A 25,345-nucleotide genomic window follows, 5' to 3' on the forward strand; every position below is an offset into this window, starting at 1 on the left:
TGACTAAAGGCGATTACCTTGCAAAATTCATGATTTTTAGCGAGAGTAGAACGCATCTACTCACTCAAGTCCAGTCGTTTATGAATGGTAAAAATAGTAGGTCGTATCCTCTTGTGACTGCTAACAGCAAAAACTTATAGGCTGCTTGCGCTTGTTCGTTTCTTCCAGCTTATCGAAACTCGCCTTTGTCTAGCAGGGGAAAAATGGTCGCTAAGAGCAACTGTCTGATTGTTGGTCAATCTAGGCAAAATTCTCTTCTCCTCCTGAGAAGATAAAACTAAGCCTGTAATGCTCTTTCTATAAGCATTACAGGCTTAGCCAATCGTATCCACTGCTGATTTAAGGCGTTAAATCAGCGATCGCTCAACCACCATCTGATGAAATCTCCTCAATTCCGGTCAAAGTTTAGTGACGGGTTTAAGATTTGCCAGACCCCTATGAAATAGGGCATCCTGTACAATTATTTCTGGCAAAACATCCTTGAACATTTCCACCGTCTGCTGAATCCGCTCGAAATCTTCGGGATTGTCCAAGCGATCGCGTAGCGTCTCTGAAAGAGAATCGCGCACTTCTCGTTCACCAAGCGCAACAACCAACTTATTTATCCCTTACCGATCATTCATGTAGGGGCATACTGCCATGCCCCTAAGCAAGGAATTGAGGGTGCTTCGCGCTTTCCTGGTATCGTTTACTGTGCGTCGTCTGCGGTGTTCTTGTCGCCCTGCCCCAGCAAGGCGCGAGTAGCGGCAATCACTTCAGGCGCTGCCAGCACTAGAGACGTTAACGAGCAAACCGTCGCCACCTGGCAGTACTCGCAAAAGGCTTTGTTCTCGCTCCACTCTTCACGAGCTAGCTCAAGATTAGTCACCACGTCAATCAGGATCTTGATACCCATTGCAATGGGTAAGAGCGGGTTGCGTCTAGCGCGATCGAGACCACCCGCAGCCGCCAGCCAAGCGGTGATGGCGTAAGTAAGCACCATTATCGGGCCATCGGGTGAGTTAAATCGGCTGTAAGCATAGTTAGATGCGTCAACGCGGTCTGCATCGAAAAGCGTTTGTCCGGGAGGATCGGGTAGATGGCTAATAATCCCGGTCTGATATAGGCTAACGAGCTGTCCCATCGAACCCCCTAGCATAGACAAGCCGATAATCGCTCGGCGACGGCTCATGTGAGGGTTTTGTCCTTTCCGCAGTTCCTGACTTAGTTGTTGTGGCTCCATGAAGCGCAATCCTCGATAACGTATGCGTTGACGGTCGCATCAGCTTGCACGGAGTTTTCAACCGACGAATAGAATACGCAGTCTGCATCCAATTCGGCAGCAATCGCGCCCAATGCTGCCGATGCTGATACTCGAATAAATTGCTTACCATTTTCACGAATCGGTTTGATGCCTACCTCTGACGCTGGAGGTAGTTATAAAATGTTACACTTCATCTCTTTTTGTATTCAAAATTACAAATTGGCTTAACATTTAGATTTCTTTTTCTTCTCACGATTTTTCGTTGGTTTAAGTGAAACTCCCCTTAGGTAAGAGGTTAGCTAGTAAGCAAATAACTATTATTTAAAAGATTGGAAAATTTAAAAGCTTTTATAAGCATCTTTCCCCAAATGGAGGGTCGATTTTATGGTATCGTCTCAATCTCAAGCTAAACGCATTTTATTGGTAGATGATCTAGAGGATAATGTATCCCTCCTAGAGGAGATTTTGGCGGAAGAAGGGTATGAGATTGATAGCGCTAGAAATGGTAAGTCAGCGTTAGCCAAGATAGAAGCATCGCCACCGGATTTAGTGTTGATGGATGCCATGATGCCAGGAATGGATGGTTATGAAGTAACTCGGCGGATTCGGGAAAATCCGCAACTCCCTTTTATTCCGATTCTGATGATTACGGCAAGTGAGAGTGCTAATATCCCTCAAGGATTGGAGTTAGGAGCGAATGACTTCATTCGGAAGCCGATTGATTTTGAGGAGTTAATGGCAAGAATTAAAGCATCTTTGCGATTGAAAAGTATCGTTAATCCTGCTCAATAATTTCAAGAATTATACAGTTAAAAGAAAAACCAGATAAAACCAAAATTCAAGAAATTGATTCCAGGGTTTTCACTTCTAGGGGCAAGATGACGGTGAAGGTGGAGCCAAGGCCAACCTGGGATACCAGCTCGATTTTGCCTTGCATTAGGTTTACCAGTTGGGCGACAATTGCTAAACCTAAGCCAGTGCTATCGGGCATGCGATCGCGAGTTCCCGCTTGAAAGAAAGGGTCAAAAACCCGCGCCTGGTCTTCAGGAGCAATGCCAATACCAGTGTCGCTCACCGCAATAGACCAGCGGTTATCAGATAACATCTGACACGTTAATTGGACACTTCCTGTCTCTGTGTAGCGAATTGCGTTGCTTAAAAGATTCGTGACAATTTGCTGCAATCGCAAGGCGTCTGTCAGCACTTTTTCAGGAGCGCGTGCAGCAGAACTATCGGCACTAGCCGAATCACAATCAACCACCATTTGTAGCTCTTTGGCTGCTGCCAAAGGCTCCAACATTTCAACTACATTGTTGATTAAAGAGCGTACATCTATTAGTTCTGGGTGCAGTTCTATCTTCCCTGCTGAATACCGGGAAATTTCCAGGGTATCGTTGATCAGGCGCAGTAAGTGCCTGCTATTGCGTAGCACGCGCTCAATGTGTTCCAGATTCGGGAAATTGTCTTGAACTTCAACATTCTTTCGTGAAGAGCGTAACATCAGCTCCGAGTAGCCAATAATCGAATTCAGAGGATTTTTCAGTTCGTGGGCTAGTTGAGAGAGATTATCCTGATTCGCTTTTACCAAGCGAGTGAGTTCTTGATTGGTTAACTCTACCTGACTTTGCACCTGCTGTAGTTCTTGCAATCGCTCCTCTACATAACTTTTGAAGCATTGGGCGATCGCTTCGTCGATGGTCGCGTCAATTGCATTGTAGGTTCGCATCACTTCCGGAACCGTACCCTCTAGTAAATCTGCCTCTAAAGTGGAAAAGATCGTCTGGCGCAGTAGACGATACTCTCGCGCAATTTCAGTGGTAGCGAAACCTTGTTCAGCCCGCAGAACACCATGATGCAAACTGTTCTGGACGATGGACTGAATATCGTTTTCTTGGGAGCGGGAAAGTACAGTTGCCATCGCTTTTAGCACATCAGGAATATGATTCCGGATCGCCGATCTGGGTAAATCGTCAGTGCTGGAAATCTGCCTATCCAAGCGGACTGCTTCAACCCAGTTTTTGGCGATCGCGTCTATTTTTCTAACAAGCAATTGGCTAAAATCCATGATGGCAAGAGGCGTGAGGAGGAATCGGTCAAAACCTTCTTGGCATCATTCTACATTGAGCGATCGCGCAGTTTACTTGTCGGGTAACTGGACTTTAGGAAATCTTTCCAAAGTTCAGCTTCGGCCTTTGTATTCAAAAGTACAAGCTTGCTTAACATTATGTCCTTTCTGTAGGTAGAGGATTAAATAAATTAGCAGGTTTATTTTGGTTTGTGGCTTGTTTACTAGATTGAAAGCTTTGATGATAAGAAGCGAATATAAAACTTTTTTCCAAAACTGTTTTATAGTAAAAAAAGCTCCCAAGAAATACATTGGCGAGCTTTATTAATCCTTAGAGGATGTTTGTAAAGTAAATTGTTTTACAAACAAACTCTAAAAAAACTGAAACCACTCGTATCTCAAAAACAACTCTAATAGTCACTCAGATTTTTGGCTCTGTGTACTCCGGATCGTATTAAAATATCCCTCCCACAATTGCTTCTGAGTTTCGATTGACAGACGAGCCAGCAAAGCCTGAAATTGCAGAGAACTTGCCAGCACTTCTTCCTGAAATTTCAAAGTTTTCTCGAAATTCTCGCGGTAACTGGGTGTATTGAAACCTTGCATAGTCGGCATGGTAGAAGTCCAGCTCTTGAGAATACCACTCTGCAACTCGCTTAACTGTCTGGTAAACTGCTCAAAATTATTTGCCCAATCCATTAGTGTTACTCCTGTTACTTTCTTATGGAATCCCGATGATTTGTCCACTATCTTAATCAAATAATAATTGGTGATTAGCTCTAATGGATGATTTATAAATAAACTAAATTTTTTAAGTTAATTGTAAATATAATTTACAAAAAAGCATCTTTTGAATCTCGGCGTTACGGTCTTGGGAAAAATCCCTTTGTCGCAGAATAGGGGTTGATTTATTTGCGGAAAGCTATCACAATGGCTGGCTTTAGTTCGACTTTATTGTAAATGGTGAAACCTTCCTGAAACTAATGAAAGTAGCCTCAAGAAATATCCCGCCTTAAGTTAGTAAAGTTACAAGACCTGCCATTGTAAAAAATAATGAGGATGTATGCAAGAAGCCTATATTGTCTCGGCAGTACGGACACCGCTCGGTCGGTTCGGAGGTGCGTTAGCGGGTTTTTCCCCAGTAGAATTAGGTGCCCACGTCATGCAAGCAGCGTTGGATCGGGCGGAAGTTTCGGGGGAAGCTTTAGACCTATATATCTTTGGTAATGTACTCAGGGCGGGACACGGGCAGTCTTTGCCCCGTCAGGCAGCTTTCAAAACCGGGATTCCCCAGACGGTGAATGGGTATGCAGTGGATATGGTGTGTTCGTCGGGAATGATGAGCGTGATGAACGCCGCCACGGCTATCCGTTCTGGCGAAGCGGAAATCGTACTGGCTGGCGGCATGGAATCGATGTCTCAGACAGGGTTTTTCCTGTCGCATCGAGCCAGATGGGGGTATAAGACGTTACTGGGTGCGCCAGAGCAACTCAGCGATATTTTACTTGAGGACGGTCTTACCGATTCCACGACCACCGAAACGATGGGAGAGCAAGCTGAGCGGCTGGCAGCAGCTTACCAAGTGACGCGGCAGGATTTGGACGAAGTAGCGCTATATTCACAAGCTAGGGCAGCGATCGCAACCGAGAACGGCTGGTTCAACAAGGAGATTGCACCCATAAAAATAGAGGGAAAAAAAGGTTTGCAACTCGTGGACAAAGATGAGGGGATTCGCCCCGAAACCACCTTGCAGAGCCTTGCCAAGCTAAAGCCTGCTTTTCGGGAAGATGGGGTGTTCACGGCTGGAAACAGCAGTCAGATATCCGATGGAGCCGCAGCTTTAGTTTTGGCAAGCAAAATGGCGGTAGAACGCTATAACCTCAAACCCTTAGCCCGTATCCTTGGGGGAGCGTCGATAGGTGGAGAAACTTGGCGCTTCCCAGAGGTTCCGATTCTGGCAGTCAACAAGCTTTTAGACAAGCTCAAGATGAGAATCTACGATTTTGACTTGTTCGAGAACAACGAGGCTTTTGCTCTAAGCAGCGTGCTGTTCAACCGCAAGCTGGGCATTCCTTACGAGAAGCTGAATGTCTATGGGGGAGCGATCGCGCTGGGGCATCCCATCGGTGCGTCGGGGGCGCGAATTATCGTCACCCTGCTCAACGCCTTACAGGAGCGAAATGGACAGATGGGACTGGCATCGGTGTGTCATGGAACTGGTGGCGGAACTGCGATCGCAATTGAGCGGCTTGGATAATTGACACTTCCAAGGTTTTTACAACGTATAGCCGTAGAATTCTTGGTTCAGTAACTCAACTCAGCTTTTCGTGGACTAAACCAAAACATCTAACCTGGGCTAGGTGGAAGAGAACTGGATCAACGACAAAATCAAGATATTCAAGGTTTTTTTCGCTTGAAATAACCCATTTCCAGAACTAAGGTAGTGGTGTTCGTTCGGGTTCTCAAAGCAAGGCGTGAACAACGCCTCTAAAAACTCTCTGAGTAATATTTGGGTAACTCGTATTGAGCTACATTACCTTTGCCGTGAAACGGGTATCAATCAAACTATTTTCCTACAGGATAACAAAGCATGGTTACAACAATAGACGATACAAAGCGGATGGCGATTGGCGAAAGATTGGCAGACCTGAGAGCCTTTCAAAGTTTAATCATCTCTAACGATCAAAAACTCATTGATGCCTGCCCTTATGAAGATGTTCGCGAACGTCTCCAGAATATGCTTTCTGATGACCAGAAAAATCTGGGCGTTATAGACACTGTAATCGTTCAATACGGCATTCAATCTGAACCGAGTCCTGCAACCAAGATATTTATTCCGCAGTTTGAGCAGATGATGTCCGGCGATGAGTTTACTTATTATCAGAAACTCATTCACCATGAACTGATGAAGCATGGTCAAGCCATGAGTGGAATCATGATCCACAAAGCCGCTCAGGTTGTAGGGGCGGATATTGAAGTGGCAATTGGGCCTCTGAATACTGTCAACTTCGAGGGTCGCGCTCACCAAGAACAACTCAAGGGGATGCTCGAACAGGTGGGAGTCCGCGAAATGACTGGTCAAGACGCGCATCAGGGACTCTGGGCAAGGGTGCAAGATGCAGTTGCCGCCCTATCGGGTGTAGCTGGCAGTGTGGTTACGCAAAACACTGACAAGCAAGATATGAATATCCAGACCCTTATCCGGCTGGATCACGAGAAAGTGAATACACTTTTTACTGAAGTTGGAGCGACGAAAGATCCTCAAAAGCTCCAAGAGTATTTCGGGCAAATCTACAAAGATTTATTAACACACGCTCAAGCAGAAGAAGAAGTAGTGTACCCGAAAGTACGCTCGTTCTACGGCGATGACAACACTCAAGAGCTTTACGACGAGCAAGCGCAAATGAAGCAGATGCTCGATGAAATTAAGGCGATTGACCCTGCTAATGCCGACCATTTCAGATCAAAAATTAAAGACCTAATGGAAGTGGTTGGCGACCACATTCGCCAAGAAGAATTTACGATGTTCACGGCAATTGACAAAAATTGTAGCACTGAGCAGAAAGAGCAAATGGCTACTGAATTTAAAGCCGCTAAGAGCAAGATTCAGCAAGAAATGTCAGCGTAATTGCAATAATTCACGGCTCCTATAGCAGTCCTAAATGATTCGTGAAGCCGAGATACCCGACTTTTTGGAGAAGTCGGGTATCTAAATCGCTGGCTCACAACATTAATCAAGATTTGTTGGGTTTCACTGTTGCTCAACTACAACTGCAAATATTGGTGTTTTGCGGCGAAGACACTGGAATCAGTAATCGAAATAGGATGTAGAAGTGACTCATGGCATCTTTGGGACTGGAAGATAAAGTCGTCTTGGTAACGGGCGGTAGTAGAGGGATAGGAGCCGCTATCATCAGTCTCTTGGAGGAGCTGGGAGCTAAGGTAGCTTACACCCACCGCAGTGCTACCAATGGTCAGCATGGAGCGATCGCAATCCAAGCTGATGTAACCGACAAAGCAGCGATGGAAGCAGTAGCAGAACAGGTTGAACAGAAACTAGGGTCAATTTACGGGATTGTGGCGAATGCTGGGATTACCCAAGACAACTTTTTTCCCAAATTGACAACCGAAGACTGGGATGCCGTAATTAACACTAACTTGAAAGGCGTTTACAACACCTTGATGCCCGTTATCCCCAAAATGTACGAGCGGAAAGAAGGCTCTGTGGTTTGCATCAGCTCGATTTCGGGTGAACGGGGAAACATCGGTCAAACTAACTATGCCGCAACCAAGGCGGCTGTGATTGGTTTAACCAAGTCCCTCGCTTTAGAGGCGGCTCGTTATGGGGTACGAGTCAACGCTGTATCACCGGGATTTATTGAGACTGATATGGTTAAGTCGGTGCCAGATAAGGTGAAAGAGCGCATTGTGTCCGAGATTCCGCTTCGTCGCTTCGGTAAACCGGAGGAAGTTGCTTGGGCAGTTGCATTCCTGCTTTCACCGAGCGCAAGCAGCTACGTCACTGGCGAAGTTGTGAGAGTCAACGGCGCTCATCACACTTAAGGGCGATAGCGATCGCATTGGGTTGAATGAACATTCAACACTAATAATTAAACTTCATTATTTAGATGGGATTGGAGCCAAGCGTGAAAACAGAGGTTGAAGAGCGGCGAATCAATGTGAGCGGTTTAAGCATCCGGTACTTTAAAGCAGGCGATGATGGTCTACCGTTAGTGCTGCTACATGGAGATAGTGCCAGCGCTCTTGATTGGTCTTGGGTGCTTCCCAACCTGGGAGCTACCTATCACGTCTATGCGCCGGACTTTCCCGGTTTTGGTGATAGTGCCAAACCATCCCTTGAGTACACGCCAGAGTTTCTTAAGCAGTTCTTGGTAGATTTTCTTGACGCGCTGGGAATTGAGCGGGCGGTGCTAGTCGGCAACTCCCTAGGCGGTCAAGTTGCGTTACGCTTTGCCCTATCCCGTCCCGAACAAGTCGCAGCTTTGGTGCTGGTAGATAGTTCCGGGCTTGGTTACGCTGTCACCCCGTTGCTGTCTCAGTTAACTTTACCTGGGTATGGGGATGTAGCGATCGTTGGGTGCCAAACGCCTCCTGGCGCTAAAATGCGGTCTTGGTTACGGGCGACACTGTTCTTCGCCCACCCCGCGCAGGCTCCCGCGGTGTGGATAGCAGAGCAAGAGCGAATGTCTCAGATGCCCGGTTTTCTCCAAGCTACTCTGACCTCGCTGCGCGCCCAACTGAATGTATTTGGACAGCATCAAGTGTTTCTCGACTCTCTAGGAGAGTTACCAATGCCGACTCTTGTCGTGTGGGGGACGGAGGATTTGGTTCTCCCAAAAGAGCAAGCTCACGACGCGGTTAGCCGCCTAAAGCAAGGACACCTCGCCTTAATCCCCGATTGCGGTCACTTACCCCATGTCGAACGCCCGGAGATTTTCAGTGCTGAGTTGAGCCAGTTTCTTGCTGGAGTTGGTGCTTAGAGAACTGTCAACCCTGCGGCTGATGTAGGCACGCTTGCTCTGGCTTATTTTTTGGGTAGAAGTTGAACTCGTAGATTTCACTTAAATCAAGCATTTCTAGATTGGCTTCACCACCAGAGGTGAAGAATTTTTAATGAGGACTTTAAGGAGTAGCATTGATGCAACTGAAGGCAATCAATCAGCAGGTCGTTGCAGTCGTGGGAGCGAGCAGCGGCATCGGGCGGGAAACAGCCCTCCAATTTGCCAAGAAAGGGGCAAAGGTGGTCGTTTCTGCTCGCAGTGAGTCAAAGCTAGCGTCCTTGGTGGACGAGATTAAAAGCTTCGGCGGTGAGGCAACTGCTATCGTCGCCGATGTGACGGTATTCGAGCAGGTCAAAGCGATCGCAGACCGTACTGTAGAGGTGTATGGGCGACTCGATACCTGGGTGCATTGCCCCGCGATTGCCGTTTATGCCGCCTTCGATAAGACAAAACCAGAAGAGTTTAAGCGCGTTATTGATGTCGGATTGGTCGGGCAGGCATACGGTGCGATGGCGGCGATACCCCATCTCAAGCGTGAGGGGCGAGGGGCGCTGATCCATCTCTCTTCCGTCTTGGGCAGGCGCAGTCTCCCGCTTCAGAGTTCCTACTGCACCGCAAAGCACGGTATGGAGGGATTCATCGAAGCCCTGCGCGTCGAACTGCAACATGAGAAAATCCCCATCAGCGTGACGAGTGTCAAACCCGCCGCCGTCAACACACCCCTCTACAACAATGCGCTCACCCGGCTAGGTGTGAAGCCAGCCAGCCTACCGCCTTTCTACGAACCCAGCTTGGTCGCTGACGCGGTTCTCTACGTTGCCGAACATCCCACCCGTGACTTCCTCGTTGGGGATGCGGCTAGAACGCTAGATTTGCTTCAACGGCTTTCGCCTGGACTGGTAGATGCCATATTGCAGCGTGTTGCCTTTAAACTCCAGCGCACCGACGAGCCAAAGTCAGACGATGCGCCAAACAATCTTTATGAATCTATCCCAGCCCATGACCGAGTCAAGGGAGATTTTAGCAACTTAGCGATACCGAGCCTTACCGACTGGGTGGATAAAAATCCGGTTCTGAAGTGGGGCGCGATCGCAAGTGTTGTCGTCCTCGGAGCGATCGCCCTGCGAACCCTGCCAACAGATGTTACTCTCCCTCACTAGCTGCTGTTGAGCGTTCGGCATCTTCAGTCTCTTCCTGATAGTCCTTTGCTTCTGCTTCTTCCGACAGCGGCGAAATAATTAGCGGGTTGCTTGCCGAATCGCCTAGATTAACATAGGCATCGGGAGCTGGCATCGATGGTGTATCTGGTGTATCAATGTTTCCAGTGATTTCTAGGTCTATTGGTCTGGTGTCGGGATCTGGGGTTGCCATAAACTGCTCTTAGTAGGATTAATCTAGATTGATAATTTTTTTCTGGGAGTTCCCTGATTGCAAGGGTTTACTGGAATCTCACTGAAAATGCGATCGCGCTCCACACAATACTCAATGCTCCGGATAATCTTCCGCAGACATGGGGTCTAACTCCCATCGACCAGCGTCCCGTGACTCCAAAATCTCATTTGTCTGAAGAGATACGCCGTCGTCATAATCAAGCCCAACAGCAACTCCGAGTTCGTCAACAACATTCTGATCGGGAGTAGCAACAGTTCCCCCTACTGCTTCGTCACCAACCGCTTCCGCCTGATCCCAACGAGCATCAATATCACCGCCGGTTAGTTCTGGGCCAGCCGATGTGTACTGCTCCATGCGATCGCGCATGGTTCGCCCACCAATTTCTAGTCCTGGCTCTTGGGCAACACCCGTTCCCAAGGATTCAGTAATTGCCTGGGGTAAATCTGAAATAATTGGTTCGCCAGTATCTTCTACGGGGATATCTGAAACTAGGTCAGTATCTTCAATGGGTATATCTGAAAGATTTCCTTGTTTGCGTGTATTGCCTTCGTTGTCTGCTTTCCTAGTTTTATCAGCCATAATGCTTTATGTGAATCCTGCGAATACCTATAAATGCAACATATCTAAAGATGAGACTAGCAAAATCCACAAATAGGATGAAAATTTATTGTTCCTGCAAATAAAAAACTTTATTCATCGTGAATTTAAAGCTCTATGTATCTACGGGCACTTCGTAGCTTAATGCTAAACTATGCTTTGGGTAGAAGTTGAGTGAAGGCATAGTAATTATTCTGCTTAGAAGCACATAAATTTGTCTGAATAGTTATCAGTAGATTGAGCAAGCGATCGCGGCTTCCAATATGCCCCTTTTAACTGATGAGGAATCAGGCAAGATCCTAATTTTTGATTTTTACAATATCCAGAGCGCTTTTAACTCTGCTTAAGTACAATGTTTGTTTCGCTATTGCTTAGTATGATGTAATTATTGAAAAGTTGATTTTGTAGATTCCAATTAGACCAAACGTTCTAGAAAAACTTTACCTTTAGAGGTGAATTTTTTGGCATAAAAACTTTAAGGAGTAGCATTAATGCAACTAAAACCAATCAATCAGCAGGTTGTTGCCGTCGTTGGGGCGAGCAGCGGCATCGGGCGCGAGACAGCCCTTCAGTTCGCCAAGAAAGGGGCAAAGTTAGTTGTCTCAGCTCGTAGTGAGTCGAAGCTAGCATCCTTGATGGACGAGATTCGTAGCCTTGGTGGTGAAGCAACGGCTGTGGTAGCTGATGTGTCAGAATTCGAGCAGGTGAAGGCGATCGCAGATCGTACCGTAGAGGTATACGGGCGGCTCGATACCTGGGTACACCTCCCTGCCGTGGGCATCTTTGCCACATTCGACAACACCACACCAGAAGAGTTTAAGCGCGTTATTGATGTTAGCTTGATGGGGCAGGTATACGGTGCAATGGCGGCGCTACCCCATCTCAAGCGAGAGGGACGGGGGGCGCTAATCCACATTTCTTCAATGGAGGGCGTGCGAAGTCTCCCTTATCAAAGTGCATACTCCGCAGCCAAGCATGGGATTGAGGGATTCCTCGAAGCAATGCGCGTCGAGCTACAACATGAGGGCATCCCCATCAGCGTGACGAGTGTAAAACCAGCGGTCATCAATACACCCTTCTGGAACAATGGTCTCACCAAGCTAGGCGTGAAGCCGTCAGGGATACCGCCCTACTATGACCCCAGGCTGGTCGCTGACGCGATCCTCTACGTCGCTGAACATCCAACTCGTGACTTCTTGGTTGGGGATGCTGCTAGAGCGCTAGATGCGCTACAGCGGCTATCGCCGGAACTGGTGGATTCTTTGTTGCTGCTCGTTGGCTTCCAAGCTCAACGCACCAACGAGCCGAAGTCCCCTGATGATCGGAACAACCTTTATGAGCCTGTTCCCGGCGATACTAGAGTTGATGGAGATTTTAGCAATCTGGTGATACCGAGCGTTTCTGACTGGTTGGCTAAAAATCCTGCTCTCCAGTTGGGCGCGATCGCTAGTACCGTTGCCTTAGCTTTGCTCGCGACACAAGTTTTCAAAAACGAAGAGTGAATTGAGTACTGTGTCGATCGTGTTTTAAATATCTGTAAGGGCATGAAACTACCATGCCCCTACTTCTCAAATCAACATTAACCAGTAATCGACTCTTTAACCATTCACGTCATTTAAGCGCGAGGTGATAAACCGATCCATCCATTTCGCTAAATAAGCTTGATTCGCTGCTTGCTCAGAGGGATCGGTGGTGTCAATGGGGTGGGGTGCCAGTCCCAAAATTGCGGCAGTCGTCACGCAAAACATCGACTTTTGGAAACTGATGCAAATTTGCACCCGCAAATCATCTTCTCCCCGAAGGCTGCGACGGTATAACTCGTATAAATATTCGGGTATAAAATGACGCATATCTTGCATCAGTTGCGTCGGTGGAATTCCAGCACCGCCAACCGGCAGTGGATCGGCATAGAGAGCGCCGTATTCAAATCTACTTTGATCGGGAGAAATTTGCTGAGCCTGGGCATTATAGGAAACCGTTCCTAAGAAAGGCGTCCCTCTAAAGAAAATCGTTTCCACATAGGGCACAGCGACATCAGGTAAAAAGGTTAACCCGGCTGATTTGGGAATGATGTCATAAACCTTGTCTTGAATTTTTACTGAGTAAGTAATTGGCGAAGCCGCCGCTGCGACCAAACCCGCCAGGATATGTTCTACCACATCAGGGATTGATTTGATTTCTCCTCGGTCATAGCGGTCAGATAAGGTGAGAAACATTTCGCTCATCACCTCCCAGAATTGACCGAGAGCGCTGTAATAAACTTGCTGACGGACTTGTTCGAGCAAAAACTCTGGAAACAGTTTGTCCAGACCTCTAATGGGCAAGTTTGTTTTAATTTTGGCTTCGATTGCAGTTCTCGCGTGCTGGTAAAACTCCGGTGAATCTAAGTAAGCATCCATACTACCGCCACCGTGCCATAGCATCACCTTCATCACGTACTCGGCGTACTCATAATTAATCCGGTCGTGCCACCAATGGCGCAGCAACTTCTTAAAAGTAATCTCGCCATTGAAGTATTTAAAGAAGGGAAACAGCACTAAGAATTGATGGTCGGCAATGTAGAGGAGATTTTTATAATAAGCATCCAGGACGATTCCATAGCTTTTGAGAATGCCGACAACTTCTAATACATTCTCTGGCGTATCCTCAAGTAAAGCTTTTCCAGATTGCAGCCGGTTAATATACGCGGCTAGAGGGTGATTTGAAAATTTTAAAGCGGTGCTTGGCATGAGACTTATTCGTAATCGTAAAATGTGTATGAAAAAATTAAAAGAGGAAATATTTTCAGAACTGCCTGCTGATTGACTCCCCCGACTCCTTCCCTAAGAGGGGAGAGGAGTCATTTTCCCGCTTCCCTGGTCGGGAAGAAAGTTGGGGTATTAGGTCTATTCGGTTTTGATATCCACCGATTTAGCAATCGGAGAAACTTCCGCGACCATACTCGATCGGTTGAGCATGGCTGTCATCGTGGATTCACTCCAACGCACCATCCAGTTAGGCTGTATTCCCAGGATGACAATCAGAACTGCTAAAAGCATCGCCGGGTAGCGATCGCTCCACTGGACGGGTGGCAAATTCATAGCTTTTTCAGACAGGCGTCCGAAAAAGGCGCGGTTAACCAAAAGCAAAAAGTATACGGCGGTTAAACCTGTTCCCACCAGACACAGGAGGGTTTGAACCGGAAACACGGGGAAACTGCCCCGGAATACCAAAAATTCTGAAATAAAACCTACCATGCCGGGAATCCCGGAACTTGCCATGACCCCGACTATCATCAAGCTACCAATTAGGGGCAAGCCGCGCTCTGGATTGAGCAAACCCTTGAGAGTTTCTATATCGCGGGTGCCTGTCTTGTTGTAAACGACACCTACCACCAGAAACAGGAGCGATGAAATTAAGCCGTGGGCAATCATTTGGAAGACGGCTCCCATCAGGCTTAGGGGGGTGGCGGCGGCGGCGGCTAATAGGATGTAACTCATGTGAGCAATGGAGCTATAAGCCACCATTTTTTTCATATCTTTTTGAGCGATCGCATTGAATGCACCATACAACGCGCTCACGACCGCCCAAGTCGCCAACCAAGGTGCCACAACCGCCCACGCTTCGGGAAACAAACCCAATCCAAACCGCAGTAACCCATAGGTTCCTAACTTCAACAACACACCAGCCAACAGGACGGAAACGGGCGTTGAGGCTTCTACGTGAGCATCCGGCAACCAGGTGTGGAAGGGAACTAAAGGAATTTTGATGCCAAAGCCTACCAAAATTCCTGCCAACAACAGAAATTGTGTCCCTAATGGTAGGGACAGGGCATACAATTTTTCAAATTCAAACGTCGAGGCACCACTGAGTAGCACTAACCCAAAGAAAGATGCCAAAATTAGAATTCCAGAGACTGCCGTATAAATAAGAAACTTTGTGGCTGCGTAGCCTCGCCGTTGTCCTCCCCAGATAGCAATCAACAGATATAGCGGAATCAGTTCTACCTCATAAAAGAGGAAAAACAACAGCAAATCCTGCGCTAAAAAGGCACCAGAGACAGCCCCATTCAACAATAAAATTAGAGCGTAATAGAACCGAGGTCTCTGAATAGAGTCATTCGTGCTGTAAAGCGCTATTCCTGTTAAAAGACTATTTAAAACGAGCAAAGGCAAAGACAAGCCATCCACACCGAGATGGTAGGTCAATCCTAAGGTGTCAATCCAAGGGATAAACTCAGAAAACTGTAACAGTCCCTCTGTATATTGAAACTGGCTCACTAGGAAAATAGACCAGATAAAGACACCACTAATAACAGCCAGAGCCACTTTCCGGGGGACTTGCGGGTTCATGGTTCCGGGCAGAAACCCGATTATCGCAGCACCTATTACCGGCAACCAAATCAAAGCACTGAGCATACTAGGGAACGGGTAATTTTTAATGGGTAGTTGGTAGTTGGTCGTAAGGGTAAGAGGGAATGGATTGGGGATTCCATTACCCATTCTTTCTTACCAATTACCTAAGGACAACTCGGAACTCAAAACACTTAAAATGGGCCAGAGTATGAGAATGCTTAAAACGCTTAATCCTACGAGGATGGTGAGTAAATAAAACTGGGACTGACCTGTAGCGTTGTACTTTAAGCTTTGCCCACTGAAAATTGTGGCAACGCCAACCAAGTTAACGAATCCATCTACTACATAGCGATCGATCCAAGCATTTAACCGGGAAAGTCGGTCAACTGCAAAAACCACACTCACGCGGTAAAGTCGGTCAATATAAAAGTCGTAGGCGAACAAGTCTTGCAGAAATCTGAAGGGAATCCGAACGGATCTAGACCAAGTTCTGGGTAGATAAATCACGCTTCCTAGAACTGTGCCAATTAAGCCGGAAATCACCAGTAGCAGCAACGCTTGTTGGTTGAGATATTCCCAATCAGGCAGCAGTGACAAGCGCTGCATCATCACAGGGACGAGCAGTGTGACTACGATCAAAGACACCATCGGCACAGCCATCGGCCAAGGAACCTCTGGTGCCCTGCGAGTTTTTGCCTGGGGTTCGCCTAAGAAAACCAGACGAAACACGCGAGTCAAATTTACGGCGGTCAGGCAGTTAACTAAGAGCAAGACTGCTACCAGCCAGGGTTGGTTTGTGAAAAAGTCATCAATCCCCAGGCGCAGCGCCCAAAAGCCTCCCAATGGTAAGAGTCCGACTAATCCAGCGCTGCCGACCAAAAAGGCAGTGGTGGTCGCTGGCATCCGCGACCAGAGACCGCCCATTTCCGTAAGGTTTTGGTTGTTGGTGGTGATGATGATGGAACCGATACTCATGAACAATAACGCTTTGGCGATCGCGTGGGCAAACAGCAACATCAGGGCGAAACCTGTCCATTGCAACCCGACGGCGATAAACACCAAACCCAAGTAAGCGCTGGTGGAATGGGATAAAGCTCGTTTAATATCAATCTGCGCGATCGCCACCAACGAAGCACCAATCGCCGTCATTGTGCCAATCGCCACCAAGGTCGCCGAAGCCACCGGGGAAAGGATTAAGATTGGCTGGAGTTTAATCAGCACATAAGCACCACAAGCCACCACGACCGAGTTTCGCAAGATTGAAGCCGGGTTAGGCCCTTCCATCGCCTCATCTAGCCAAAGATGCAGCGGGAATTGGGCACATTTTCCCACCGGCCCAGCAATCAATGCCAATCCTAATAACGTGGATGTTAATGGCGATAAGGTAGCCGTTTCCGCCCACTCATATAAATCGGGAAAATCCAAGGTTCCTGCTACAGTTGATAGCGCTACCACCCCCATCAATAGCAAGATGTCTCCCACCCGCTTGGTTAGGAAGGCATCTCGCGCGGCTGTCACCACTAGCGGCTGAGCATACCAGAACCCTACCAGTAAATAGGTGGAAAGGGTCAGCACTTCCAACAAGGCATAGGTGAGAAACAAAGAGTCGCTAATGGCTAAGCCACTCATCGCCCCTTCAAAAAATCCCATCAAGGCAAAGAAGCGAGCTAATGCCCAGTCTTTCTCCATATACCCCAAGGCAAACAGTTGCGCCAGGAGGCTTAAGCCCGTCACTAGCTCCATTGCCCCAACACTTACGGCTGAGATATCCAAAGCAACGGTCAGATCTAAATCTGCCACCTGTAGCCAATGGAATACAAGCTTTATCGGCTCTTGGTTCCAGGTACTTCTGAAGACAATCGTGCCGTGTACAAACGCCAAGATAGTCATCAACAGGTTAAAGTAAGCTGCTGGGCGTGGGCCTGTCCGACGAATAAATCCAGTTGACCACGGCAGGGTAAGAACTGCCCCCAGTAATCCATAGAAAGGCACCCACCAACTTGTCTGGGTGAGAAACTCTGTCATATTAGGAAAGCCCTTGCTATTTTCTTCATCAATCGACTTGCTCACCAAGAGGCACTCGGAAGTAGTTCCCAGGCAAACTATGGCGATCTTGTAAACGTCAGATTAATAGGTTTATTTTTTTTTCAGTATGACGTTTTTTTGCTGTAAATTAACACTTGAGAACTCCAAAAATTATTTATACTCATCTTGAACTCTCCTCATAGCTATTAAAAACATCGGTATGTTTACCTACTATACCTGTGTTTATAAAGCAAATTTGAAAAATTTATACCTTGAAAAGCTTTCGCTTATTAGTGTCTAATTTTGACACGGACTAAGCCCTAGGAAAGTCTTCATTTTTTTTTGAAAATCCCCCCCAGTGCGGTTTACAGGAGATAATCCTGTAGACTATTCAAAAGTAATAAAGAAATTATAAAACATAAGGAAGCATTCCAGAAACGGATAAGCTTTTATTGAACAGAAACGCCATTTTGACGACCGTTAAGTTTTCTTAAACTCTTTAATATAAAAATATCATAATAGTTTATATTGTCAAGTAAGCCTCGCTTCTCTATGCTTAATGATGCGAGGCTAAGCGATAGTTCTTGAGATGAAAGAATGGGTGTCCTCGTCCAAATTTTACAAGAAGTACAAATTAAGGCGAGTGTAGGTCCCACTAGGTAGGAGATAATAAATGCCAATTGCGGTTGGAATGATTGAGACCAAGGGCTTTCCAGCGATTGTAGAAGCTGCGGATGCGATGGTTAAAGCGGCTCGAGTTACACTGGTAGGCTATGAAAAAATTGGCAGTGCCCGGGTAACGGTAATTGTTCGGGGGGATGTGTCTGAGGTGCAGGCGTCAGTATCCGCCGGAGTGGATGCAGCCAAGCGCGTGAATGGCGGAGAAGTTCTGTCCACTCACATCATTGCGCGTCCTCATGAGAACCTGGAGTATGTGCTACCGATTCGATACACGGAAGTTGTCGAACAGTTCCGGACGTAAGGAGGGTGAAGACGCCAGCAGCGCTCCGGTGGCGGTGTTCCCTTATATATTTTTAGGTCGCGTCTCAACTCGAAACCCCGAAAAGTCCAAATTTTCAAGTCAAAACACTTAAATTAAGCGAAGGAAGAACTGATGGCAATTGCAGTTGGAATGATTGAAACACTAGGCTTTCCTGCCGTTGTGGAAGCTGCGGATGCGATGGTAAAAGCTGCCCGCGTCACGCTAGTGGGTTATGAAAAAATTGGCAGCGGTCGCGTCACCGTGATCGTTCGGGGAGATGTTTCGGAAGTACAGGCTTCTGTATCGGCGGGCGTTGATTCCGTAAAGCGAGTGAATGGCGGTCAAGTACTGTCCACTCACATTATTGCGCGTCCCCACGAGAACCTGGAGTACGTTCTGCCCATTCGTTACACGGAAGCTGTTGAACAATTCCGGGAAAGTGTTAGTGGCATTCGTCCTTTCAATAGGCCGTAAGATTAGGTCATGGGTAAGGGGTAATGGGTCATCGGTAATGGGAAAAGACCTTTTTCCCAATTACCAATTACCTTGTTTCCTTTTTTCCCCAATTACCGATCATGCAAATTGCCAAAGTTCGTGGCACGGTTGTTAGCACCCATAAAGAGCCTGGCCTTCGAGGCGTCAAGCTATTGCTGTTGCAATTTATTGATGAAGAGGGGCAGATCCTACCCCAATACGAGGTAGCTGGCGATCAGGTAGGCGCTGGTATAGATGAGTGGGTTCTGGTTAGCCGTGGGAGTGCTGCCCGGATTGTAGATGGCAGCGAAAAGCGTCCTCTCGATGCGATGGTGGTGGCGATTATTGACACGGTCAGTGTAGACAATCGCCTCCTGTACAGCAAGAAAGAACAATATCGTTAGTTACTTTGTTCAGTTAGTGAGGTTTAGAGATATGGCAGCCCGCAGCTTTGCGGCTCCCCCGACCCCTTGGTCAAAAAGTTTGGCGGAACCGAAGATTGACGCAAGCGCTTACGTGCATTCTTTTTCCAACATTATTGGAGATGTGCGGATTGGCCCTCAGGTGTTAATTGCACCGGGAACTTCGATCCGAGCTGATGAAGGAGCGCCATTCTACATCGGCGAAGGCACGAATATCCAAGATGGTGTCGTGGTTCACGGTTTGGAACAAGGTCGAGTCGTTGGGGATGACAATCAGGAATACTCGGTGTGGGTCGGGAAGAATGCTTCCTTAACCCATATGTCTTTGATTCACGGCCCCGCTTATGTTGGGGATAATTGCTTTATTGGCTTCCGCTCTACGGTATTTAACGCTAGGGTGGGCAAAGGCTGCATTGTGATGATGCACGCCTTGATTCAGGATGTAGAGATTCCTCCAGGAAAGTATGTACCTTCGGGAGCGGTGATTACCAATCAGCAGCAAGCTGACCGCTTATCGGATGTGCAAGCACAAGATACCGACTTTAGCCGTCATGTCGTTGGGATTAATGAGGCACTAAGAGCTGGCTATCTGTGTGCTGGAGATACTGCGTGTATTACACCTATTCGGGATGAGATGAGTCAACCCAACCAAGGTGGGCGCGATCGCCGTGCAGCTACACCAGCCTCGACGAGTGCCTCTTTTAGCGGTGACTTGGCACAACAAGTGCAAAGCCTGCTGAATCAAGGCTACAAGATTAGTACCGAATATGCGAACGAACGCCGCTTCCGCACCAGTTCCTGGACGAGTGGGAAAGCAATCGAAGCCCGGTCGGCATCGGAAGCGATCGCAGCTTTAGAAGCAATCGTAGCCGAACACCCAGGGGAATACGTGCGCTTAATTGGCATTGACTCCAAAGCCAAGCGACGGGTGCTAGAGCAAATTATCCAACGTCCCGACGGGCAGGCACCCACACAAGCCAAAGCAACTAAAACTGCTAACACTAAATCTAATAACGGTAGCACCCAATCACCCGCTAACACCGCTAGCTTCCAGGGTGGGGACTTGGCACAACAAGTGCAAAGCCTGCTGAATCAAGGCTACAAGATTAGTACCGAATATGCGAACGAACGCCGCTTCCGCACCAGTTCCTGGACAAGTGGTAAGGCAATCGAAGCTCGGTCAGCGTCAGAAGCGATCGCAGCGTTAGAAGCGATCGTAGCCGAACACCCAGGGGAATACGTGCGCTTGATTGGCATCGACTCCAAAGCCAAGCGACGGGTGCTAGAGCAAATTATCCAACGTCCCGGCGGGCAGGCACCCACACAAGCCAAAGCAACTAAAACTGCTAACACTAAATCTAACAACGGTAGCGCTCAATCACCGGCTAACACCGCTAGCGCACAGCTCGGCGGCGACTTGGCACAACAAGTGCAAAGCCTGCTGAATCAAGGCTACAAGATTAGTACCGAATATGCGAACGAACGCCGCTTCCGCACCAGTTCCTGGACGAGTGGGAAAGCAATCGAAGCTCGGTCGGCATCGGAAGCGATCGCAGCTTTAGAAGCAATCGTAGCCGAACACCCAGGGGAATACGTGCGCTTAATTGGCATTGACTCCAAAGCCAAGCGACGGGTGCTAGAGCAAATTATCCAACGTCCCGACGGCGCACCTACGGCGAAGGGTGCCAACACTGCCCCAGGCAATAGTTCAACAGCTAAGAGTTCAACAGCCAGCGCTCCGCAGATTGAAAACAGTTCTCTGTTAAATTCAGAAGCGATTGAGCAGGTGCGAAATATATTGGCTCAAGGCTACAAGATTGGCACGGAACACGCCGATGAGCGCCGCTTCCGCACCAGTTCTTGGCACACTTGCTCTCCGATTGAAACAAATCGGGAAGTAGAAGCGATCGCTGCTTTGGAAGCTTGCATGGCTAGCCACGCCGGAGAGTACGTGCGCTTCTTTGGAATTGACCCCAAAGCCAAGCGTCGCGTCAACAAACCGTTGCTGATTCAACAGCCAGCGAAGAGCGGTAGCCGCTAGAACAAGGATGAAGAATGTAAGGATGAAGAATGAAAAATTTCATTCTTCATCCTTTAGCAGGGATGAAGGGTAAAAAAGAAAAATTCAATTCTTGTTCCTTCAGCCAAAAGTTATTTCGCCACTCCTTACTTTCTAGCCCCATGCACTTGCCGCTACTGCCGCCACTTGGCAACTCTCAAGTTTATGTGAAAGGGGATGTAAGCATTGATGACGGTGCTGCGATCGGTCCGGGAGCAATCCTGCAAGCAGCTCCAGACAGTAAAATTATCATTGCTGCGGGTGTCTGCATCGGCATGGGAACCATTCTTCATGCCTACGAAGGCACCATAGAAGTGGAAACAGGGGCAGTATTGGGAGCTGGCGTCCTTGTCGTCGGCAAAAGCAAGATTGGTGCGAATGCCTGTATCGGTTCCACGACGACGGTTTTTAACAGTAACGTGGAGTCTTGGCAAGTCGTGCCACCGGGTTCTCTGTTCGGAGATAACACTCGTCAAATTGCCGATACTCCAACTGCTGATACCCCAACTGCCGACACCCCAACTGCCGCTTCCAGCGAGGCTGTTTTAGATCCGCAAGTCAACCAAGAGGACGTCCCCGCAGCATCCACTGGCGAGGAAACTCAAAATGGGCAAGCGATCGCTTCTACTCTCTCCACATCCAGCAGCGAAGACACCCCGAACGAGCTAACGCCGCCATCTCCAACCGCTGGGACTCCAGTCTATGGACAAGCGAACCTCAATCGGCTGCTGACGACTTTGTTTCCTCACTATAAATCCGCCAACCACCCCCCCAAAGACACTCAAAGTTCATAGTTTTGACTTTTGGCAGTTATCAGCACTAGCAATTATCAACTAATCTGTGACTGTGGGCATACTAAAGTTAGGCGCAAGAATAGTTTCTCTGGGAGGTCATCGGTGGAGGTACAACAGCCAGGACTGGCTCGATTTGAGCGGCAAAGTCAATCCAAAAGCTTTAAAGACACTGCTTTGGGCATGGTTTCGACTCAGAGTTTCCCTGCGATCATCGGCTGTGCCGATATGATGCTGAAGTCCGCTGGGGTAACGCTCATCGGGTTTGAGAAAATTGGTAGTGGTTACTGTACTGCGATTGTCCGAGGTGGCATTGCCGATGTCCGTTTAGCCGTCGAAGCGGGTGCCCAGACTGCCGAACAGTTTGGTCAGTATATTTCCTCTTCGGTGATTCCTCGCCCCCTGCCAAATTTGGAAGTCATTTTTCCGCTTGGGAAACACTTATCCCAACTTACCGATAACAACGGTTACAGCCGTCTCAGCAATCAAGCAGTTGGTTTATTAGAAACGCGGGGCTTTCCGGCGATGGTTGGAGCTTGTGACGCCATGCTCAAAGCAGCAGAAGTGTATCTGTCTTCCTACGAAACGATTGGCGGTGGTTTATGTACCGCGATTATTCGGGGTTCCGTGGCAGATGTCGCCGTGGCTGTCGAAGCGGGGATGCAAGAAGCCGAGAGGATTGGGGAATTTAATTCTTTAATGGTGATTCCTCGACCGTTGGACGACCTGGAGCAATGCCTGCCTGCGGCGGCTTGTTGGATAGAGGAGAAACCCCAACCCCTGAAATTGCCAGTCGCTATCAAGGAACAGGAAAAACAGCTGGTGGAATTGCCAGATTTAGCTAAGCTACCAATTCAGGTTCAAGAATAATTTAAATCTTAGATTGTGAATGTAGCACTCAGTAGAGAGGCTGAAAATTTCAGCCATAGGGAAAGCGTTGCACATTTATGACTCTGATGTTTGGGGGAAATCAGCCTGCAAAACACAGGATGAAAATGAATGATAACTTCCCAAACCAAGCATCAAGTAAATGTACAACGCCTTTAGGAAGGAAGACTGTTACTTTGTTCAGTGATTCAATCATAACCTTGAATCTTCATGGATAAAAGGTATTATTTGCGATAGGTACAATAGAGTTTTATCTATAACTGGCAGGAGAAGGGCGTTTGAAGCAGGCAACGCTACACCAGTTGAAGGTTTTTGAAGTGGTTGCTCGCCACGGGAGCTTTACCCGTGCGGCAGAAGAACTATTTCTCACCCAGCCTACTGTCTCTATGCAGGTGAAGCAACTCACCAAGGCTGTTGGGACACCGCTGTTTGAGCAGGTGGGCAAGCGCCTTTATCTTACAGACGCCGGACGCGAACTGATGGTAACGTGCCGGGAAGTCTTCGAGCGATTAGCTCAATTTGAGATGACTCTGGCTGAAATGAAAGGGCTGAAACAGGGAAATTTGCGGTTGAGTGTGATTACAACCACGAAGTATTTTATCCCGCGTTTATTAGGGCCATTTTGCCAGCGTTATCCGGGAATTGATATCGCCCTCCAAGTGACGAATCACGAGCGGATTCTGAGCCGTATGAGCGAGAATCTAGACGATTTGTATATTCTGAGCCAAATACCAGATCATCTGGATATCCGCTGCCACCCGTTTCTAGAAAACCCGTTGGTGGTGTTGGCACCTATCAATCATCCACTGGCTCAGCAAAAAAATATCCCTCTCTCTAGTCTGACGGGTGAGCCGTTTATTATGCGCGAGGCAGGATCGGGGACGCGCTCATCGGTGCAAAATTTATTCGAGCGGCATGAGGTTGCGGTGAAAGTCCGGTTGGAGTTGGGGAGTAATGAAGCGATCAAGCAAGCGATCGCAGGTGGCTTAGGGATCTCTGTCTTATCTCGCCACACGCTAGGGCTGGATGGTGTCAGCAGCGAACTCACTATCCTTGATGTGGAGGGTTTTCCCATTAGCCGTCATTGGTATATCGCTTATCCGGCTGGCAAACAACTCTCCGTTGTCGCTCGCACGTTTTTTGATTATCTCTTGGAAGAAGCGAAGCGAATTGCGGGGGAGACACCGGCAAGTAGTAATTAGATTTTCTGGGAAGCATTTGCCGTAAAGACTTAGCTGGAATTAAACCGGGGATAGGTGTATAGAAACACGAAATGCTGAAGTATTCGCGCCGCTTCAGTTATAGGCGACCCAATTGAGCCTACCCAACGCCGCTTAGGTAAAGGATGAAACGATGTCGCAGATGGAAGAACTTCGACAGCTAATTCTAAATTCTTTAGATGAAACAGAACTCTCTCTGGGAGGCAAACAGCTCGCATCTCTACCAGCAGAAATTGGGCAATTGCATTCTTTGACAAAACTCAATCTGAGCTTAAACCAGCTTGCATCCTTGCCAGCAGAGATTGGGCGACTACATTCTTTGACAAAACTCAATCTGAGCTTAAACCAGCTTGCATCCTTGCCAGCAGAGATTGGGCAACTACATTCTTTGACAAAACTCAATCTGAGCTTAAACCAGCTTGCATCCTTGCCAGCAGAAATTGGGCAACTGCATTCCTTGAAATATCTCAATCTGAGCTTAAACCAGCTTGCATCCCTACCAGCAAAAATTGGGCAACTGCATTCTTTGACATATCTCGATTTGAAGTACAACCAACTGGCATCCTTGCCAGCAGAAATTGGGCAATTGCATTCCTTGACATATCTCTATCTGGAAGGCAACCAGCTTGCATCCCTACCAGAAAAAATTGGGCAACTGCATTCCTTGAGAGAGCTAGATTTGGGTGACAACCAGTTCGCATCCCTGCCACCAGAGATCGGGCAACTACATTCCTTGACATATCTCAATCTGAGTGACGATTCCATTCAAGATTTATCGCTGTTAGCCAACCATCCCAATCCAGAACTGAGGGTTGATTGTTTTGGTGTTGAGCTTCCTCGCCGCTATTGGACGCACCTGAACCAGTGGCAAGCCGAATGGCTGCTGACAGAACCCAATGCGGAAGTCCGGCGAGTGTTGATTCAGCAGATTGGTTGCGATCGCATTTGTCAGCAGTTGGCAACCCAAACAATCGATACCTGGCGCGAATATACCCTGCTCAAAATTGATGCAGACGTTGATGTCGAACCCATTCATCTGCTGAAAATGACCTGTCCCAGCACAAACCATCTTCACGTCCTGCGCGTTCCACCCACCCTCACCTCTGCCAGAGAGGCGATTTGCTGGGTAAACTGGGACGTTGACCCAGAAGCATTTGCCGTCGAAACCTAAATCGACTCCTACATGGGAAATTTGCACTTGAACGTGAAATTAACAGCTCAGGACTTACGCAGGTACGCTATAGGTAGTGGCATAGGGGCTGATAGAGCTACATCAAAAAAAACTAATTAATTGAGCCTGAGCATGTTAGTCTCAAGTCGAGTAGAGATTG

General features: G+C 47.8%; 24 protein-coding genes. 15 read left to right on the forward strand and 9 right to left on the reverse strand.

What is annotated here, in order from left to right; all coding sequences use genetic code 11:
* Positions 1-398 precede the first annotated feature (398 nt).
* Together NC997_RS24710 and NC997_RS24715 are read right to left on the reverse strand one after the other, a co-directional pair.
* Positions 399-596, reverse strand: a complete 198-nt coding sequence (locus NC997_RS24710) for a hypothetical protein (RefSeq protein ID WP_190528599.1) — start codon at positions 594-596, stop codon at positions 399-401.
* 92 nt (positions 597-688) lie between these two features.
* Positions 689-1,222: a vitamin K epoxide reductase family protein gene (locus tag NC997_RS24715; RefSeq protein WP_190412128.1), complete on the reverse strand. Its 534-nt coding sequence runs from the start codon at positions 1,220-1,222 to the stop codon at positions 689-691.
* Between the two features lie 405 nt (positions 1,223-1,627).
* Between NC997_RS24715 and NC997_RS24720 the strand changes: the two genes are divergently transcribed.
* Positions 1,628-2,035, forward strand: a complete 408-nt coding sequence (locus NC997_RS24720; protein WP_190412129.1) for a response regulator — start codon at positions 1,628-1,630, stop codon at positions 2,033-2,035.
* 46 nt (positions 2,036-2,081) lie between these two features.
* Here the strand turns inward: NC997_RS24720 and NC997_RS24725 are convergent, their stop codons facing one another.
* Together NC997_RS24725 and NC997_RS24730 are read right to left on the reverse strand one after the other, a co-directional pair.
* Positions 2,082-3,308, reverse strand: a complete 1,227-nt coding sequence (locus NC997_RS24725) for a sensor histidine kinase (protein WP_190412130.1) — start codon at positions 3,306-3,308, stop codon at positions 2,082-2,084.
* Positions 3,309-3,725: 417 nt separating this feature from the next.
* Complete coding sequence (locus NC997_RS24730; protein WP_190412131.1) at positions 3,726-4,007, reverse strand: hypothetical protein; 282 nt, start codon at positions 4,005-4,007, stop codon at positions 3,726-3,728.
* Between the two features lie 364 nt (positions 4,008-4,371).
* Here NC997_RS24730 and phaA point away from each other — a divergent pair, with 364 nt between their 5' ends.
* The 5 genes from phaA to NC997_RS24755 all read left to right on the forward strand — a co-directional run bounded on the left by phaA (position 4,372) and on the right by NC997_RS24755 (position 9,990).
* Positions 4,372-5,565 (forward strand): acetyl-CoA acetyltransferase PhaA, encoded by a 1,194-nt coding sequence (phaA, locus tag NC997_RS24735; RefSeq protein WP_190528601.1) that lies wholly within the window; start codon positions 4,372-4,374, stop codon positions 5,563-5,565.
* 333 nt (positions 5,566-5,898) lie between these two features.
* Entirely contained in the window at positions 5,899-6,936 is a 1,038-nt protein-coding gene (locus tag NC997_RS24740) for a hemerythrin domain-containing protein (protein WP_190528603.1), read from the forward strand.
* Positions 6,937-7,148: 212 nt separating this feature from the next.
* Positions 7,149-7,871 (forward strand): acetoacetyl-CoA reductase PhaB, encoded by a 723-nt coding sequence (phaB, locus tag NC997_RS24745; RefSeq protein ID WP_190528605.1) that lies wholly within the window; start codon positions 7,149-7,151, stop codon positions 7,869-7,871.
* A 65-nt stretch (positions 7,872-7,936) separates the two neighbouring features.
* Positions 7,937-8,809 carry an alpha/beta fold hydrolase gene (locus tag NC997_RS24750; protein WP_190412135.1) on the forward strand — a complete coding sequence of 291 codons (873 nt, stop codon included), beginning with the start codon at positions 7,937-7,939 and terminating at the stop codon, positions 8,807-8,809.
* Positions 8,810-8,967: 158 nt separating this feature from the next.
* A complete protein-coding gene (locus NC997_RS24755; RefSeq protein WP_190528607.1) occupies positions 8,968-9,990 on the forward strand; it encodes an SDR family oxidoreductase in 1,023 nt (340 codons plus the stop codon).
* Here the strand turns inward: NC997_RS24755 and NC997_RS24760 are convergent.
* Together NC997_RS24760 and NC997_RS24765 are read right to left on the reverse strand one after the other, a co-directional pair.
* Positions 9,974-10,201 carry a hypothetical protein gene (locus NC997_RS24760; RefSeq protein ID WP_190528609.1) on the reverse strand — a complete coding sequence of 76 codons (228 nt, stop codon included), beginning with the start codon at positions 10,199-10,201 and terminating at the stop codon, positions 9,974-9,976. The genes NC997_RS24755 and NC997_RS24760 overlap by 17 nt on opposite strands.
* Positions 10,202-10,312: 111 nt before the next feature.
* Positions 10,313-10,801 carry a DUF6335 family protein gene (locus NC997_RS24765; RefSeq protein WP_190426083.1) on the reverse strand — a complete coding sequence of 163 codons (489 nt, stop codon included), beginning with the start codon at positions 10,799-10,801 and terminating at the stop codon, positions 10,313-10,315.
* 509 nt (positions 10,802-11,310) lie between these two features.
* On the opposite strand from NC997_RS24765, the gene NC997_RS24770 reads away from it, so the two are divergent.
* Positions 11,311-12,321 (forward strand): SDR family oxidoreductase, encoded by a 1,011-nt coding sequence (locus tag NC997_RS24770; RefSeq protein ID WP_190528611.1) that lies wholly within the window; start codon positions 11,311-11,313, stop codon positions 12,319-12,321.
* A 96-nt stretch (positions 12,322-12,417) separates the two neighbouring features.
* Here the strand turns inward: NC997_RS24770 and NC997_RS24775 are convergent, their stop codons facing one another.
* The 3 genes from NC997_RS24775 to NC997_RS24785 all read right to left on the reverse strand — a co-directional run bounded on the left by NC997_RS24775 (position 12,418) and on the right by NC997_RS24785 (position 17,178).
* Positions 12,418-13,548 (reverse strand): CO2 hydration protein, encoded by a 1,131-nt coding sequence (locus NC997_RS24775; RefSeq protein ID WP_190528613.1) that lies wholly within the window; start codon positions 13,546-13,548, stop codon positions 12,418-12,420.
* Positions 13,549-13,704: 156 nt separating this feature from the next.
* Positions 13,705-15,216, reverse strand: a complete 1,512-nt coding sequence (locus NC997_RS24780) for an NADH-quinone oxidoreductase subunit M (RefSeq protein ID WP_190412282.1) — start codon at positions 15,214-15,216, stop codon at positions 13,705-13,707.
* Between the two features lie 90 nt (positions 15,217-15,306).
* Positions 15,307-17,178, reverse strand: coding sequence for an NAD(P)H-quinone oxidoreductase subunit F (locus tag NC997_RS24785; protein WP_190436600.1), 1,872 nt, complete (start codon positions 17,176-17,178; stop codon positions 15,307-15,309).
* A 673-nt stretch (positions 17,179-17,851) separates the two neighbouring features.
* Here NC997_RS24785 and NC997_RS24790 point away from each other — a divergent pair.
* From NC997_RS24790 to NC997_RS24825, 8 genes are all read left to right on the forward strand, one after another.
* Positions 17,852-18,160, forward strand: coding sequence for a carbon dioxide-concentrating mechanism protein CcmK (locus NC997_RS24790; RefSeq protein WP_190412141.1), 309 nt, complete (start codon positions 17,852-17,854; stop codon positions 18,158-18,160).
* Positions 18,161-18,292: 132 nt separating this feature from the next.
* Positions 18,293-18,634, forward strand: coding sequence for a BMC domain-containing protein (locus NC997_RS24795; RefSeq protein ID WP_190412142.1), 342 nt, complete (start codon positions 18,293-18,295; stop codon positions 18,632-18,634).
* A gap of 101 nt (positions 18,635-18,735) precedes the next feature.
* Positions 18,736-19,038 carry a EutN/CcmL family microcompartment protein gene (locus tag NC997_RS24800; protein ID WP_190412143.1) on the forward strand — a complete coding sequence of 101 codons (303 nt, stop codon included), beginning with the start codon at positions 18,736-18,738 and terminating at the stop codon, positions 19,036-19,038.
* A 31-nt stretch (positions 19,039-19,069) separates the two neighbouring features.
* Positions 19,070-21,097 carry a ribulose bisphosphate carboxylase small subunit gene (locus tag NC997_RS24805; protein WP_190412144.1) on the forward strand — a complete coding sequence of 676 codons (2,028 nt, stop codon included), beginning with the start codon at positions 19,070-19,072 and terminating at the stop codon, positions 21,095-21,097.
* Positions 21,098-21,126: 29 nt separating this feature from the next.
* Entirely contained in the window at positions 21,127-21,909 is a 783-nt protein-coding gene (locus NC997_RS24810) for a carbon dioxide concentrating mechanism protein (RefSeq protein WP_242031429.1), read from the forward strand.
* 102 nt (positions 21,910-22,011) lie between these two features.
* Complete coding sequence (locus tag NC997_RS24815; RefSeq protein WP_347275941.1) at positions 22,012-22,776, forward strand: BMC domain-containing protein; 765 nt, start codon at positions 22,012-22,014, stop codon at positions 22,774-22,776.
* Positions 22,777-23,072: 296 nt separating this feature from the next.
* Positions 23,073-23,996, forward strand: a complete 924-nt coding sequence (locus NC997_RS24820) for a LysR family transcriptional regulator (RefSeq protein WP_190412145.1) — start codon at positions 23,073-23,075, stop codon at positions 23,994-23,996.
* A gap of 151 nt (positions 23,997-24,147) precedes the next feature.
* Complete coding sequence (locus NC997_RS24825) at positions 24,148-25,185, forward strand: leucine-rich repeat domain-containing protein (RefSeq protein ID WP_206753366.1); 1,038 nt, start codon at positions 24,148-24,150, stop codon at positions 25,183-25,185.
* Positions 25,186-25,345 lie beyond the last annotated feature (160 nt).

Origin of the sequence: Trichocoleus sp. DQ-A2 (genome assembly GCF_039961915.1) — a bacterium.
Lineage (GTDB): Bacteria > Cyanobacteriota > Cyanobacteriia > Cyanobacteriales > FACHB-T130 > FACHB-T130.

What these genes read in the sequence shown, in the direction of transcription:
- NC997_RS24715 (WP_190412128.1), bottom strand. Translation starts at nt 1,222, where the DNA reads ATGGAGCCACAACAACTAAGTCAGGAACTGCGGAAAGGACAAAACCCT.
- NC997_RS24720 (WP_190412129.1), top strand. Translation starts at nt 1,628, where the DNA reads ATGGTATCGTCTCAATCTCAAGCTAAACGCATTTTATTGGTAGATGAT.
- NC997_RS24725 (WP_190412130.1), bottom strand. Translation starts at nt 3,308, where the DNA reads ATGGATTTTAGCCAATTGCTTGTTAGAAAAATAGACGCGATCGCCAAA.
- NC997_RS24730 (WP_190412131.1), bottom strand. Translation starts at nt 4,007, where the DNA reads ATGGATTGGGCAAATAATTTTGAGCAGTTTACCAGACAGTTAAGCGAG.
- phaA (WP_190528601.1), top strand. Translation starts at nt 4,372, where the DNA reads ATGCAAGAAGCCTATATTGTCTCGGCAGTACGGACACCGCTCGGTCGG.
- NC997_RS24740 (WP_190528603.1), top strand. Translation starts at nt 5,899, where the DNA reads ATGGTTACAACAATAGACGATACAAAGCGGATGGCGATTGGCGAAAGA.
- phaB (WP_190528605.1), top strand. Translation starts at nt 7,149, where the DNA reads ATGGCATCTTTGGGACTGGAAGATAAAGTCGTCTTGGTAACGGGCGGT.
- NC997_RS24750 (WP_190412135.1), top strand. Translation starts at nt 7,937, where the DNA reads ATGGGATTGGAGCCAAGCGTGAAAACAGAGGTTGAAGAGCGGCGAATC.
- NC997_RS24755 (WP_190528607.1), top strand. Translation starts at nt 8,968, where the DNA reads ATGCAACTGAAGGCAATCAATCAGCAGGTCGTTGCAGTCGTGGGAGCG.
- NC997_RS24760 (WP_190528609.1), bottom strand. Translation starts at nt 10,201, where the DNA reads ATGGCAACCCCAGATCCCGACACCAGACCAATAGACCTAGAAATCACT.
- NC997_RS24765 (WP_190426083.1), bottom strand. Translation starts at nt 10,801, where the DNA reads ATGGCTGATAAAACTAGGAAAGCAGACAACGAAGGCAATACACGCAAA.
- NC997_RS24770 (WP_190528611.1), top strand. Translation starts at nt 11,311, where the DNA reads ATGCAACTAAAACCAATCAATCAGCAGGTTGTTGCCGTCGTTGGGGCG.
- NC997_RS24775 (WP_190528613.1), bottom strand. Translation starts at nt 13,548, where the DNA reads ATGCCAAGCACCGCTTTAAAATTTTCAAATCACCCTCTAGCCGCGTAT.
- NC997_RS24780 (WP_190412282.1), bottom strand. Translation starts at nt 15,216, where the DNA reads ATGCTCAGTGCTTTGATTTGGTTGCCGGTAATAGGTGCTGCGATAATC.
- NC997_RS24785 (WP_190436600.1), bottom strand. Translation starts at nt 17,178, where the DNA reads ATGACAGAGTTTCTCACCCAGACAAGTTGGTGGGTGCCTTTCTATGGA.
- NC997_RS24790 (WP_190412141.1), top strand. Translation starts at nt 17,852, where the DNA reads ATGCCAATTGCGGTTGGAATGATTGAGACCAAGGGCTTTCCAGCGATT.
- NC997_RS24795 (WP_190412142.1), top strand. Translation starts at nt 18,293, where the DNA reads ATGGCAATTGCAGTTGGAATGATTGAAACACTAGGCTTTCCTGCCGTT.
- NC997_RS24800 (WP_190412143.1), top strand. Translation starts at nt 18,736, where the DNA reads ATGCAAATTGCCAAAGTTCGTGGCACGGTTGTTAGCACCCATAAAGAG.
- NC997_RS24805 (WP_190412144.1), top strand. Translation starts at nt 19,070, where the DNA reads ATGGCAGCCCGCAGCTTTGCGGCTCCCCCGACCCCTTGGTCAAAAAGT.
- NC997_RS24810 (WP_242031429.1), top strand. Translation starts at nt 21,127, where the DNA reads ATGAAAAATTTCATTCTTCATCCTTTAGCAGGGATGAAGGGTAAAAAA.
- NC997_RS24825 (WP_206753366.1), top strand. Translation starts at nt 24,148, where the DNA reads ATGTCGCAGATGGAAGAACTTCGACAGCTAATTCTAAATTCTTTAGAT.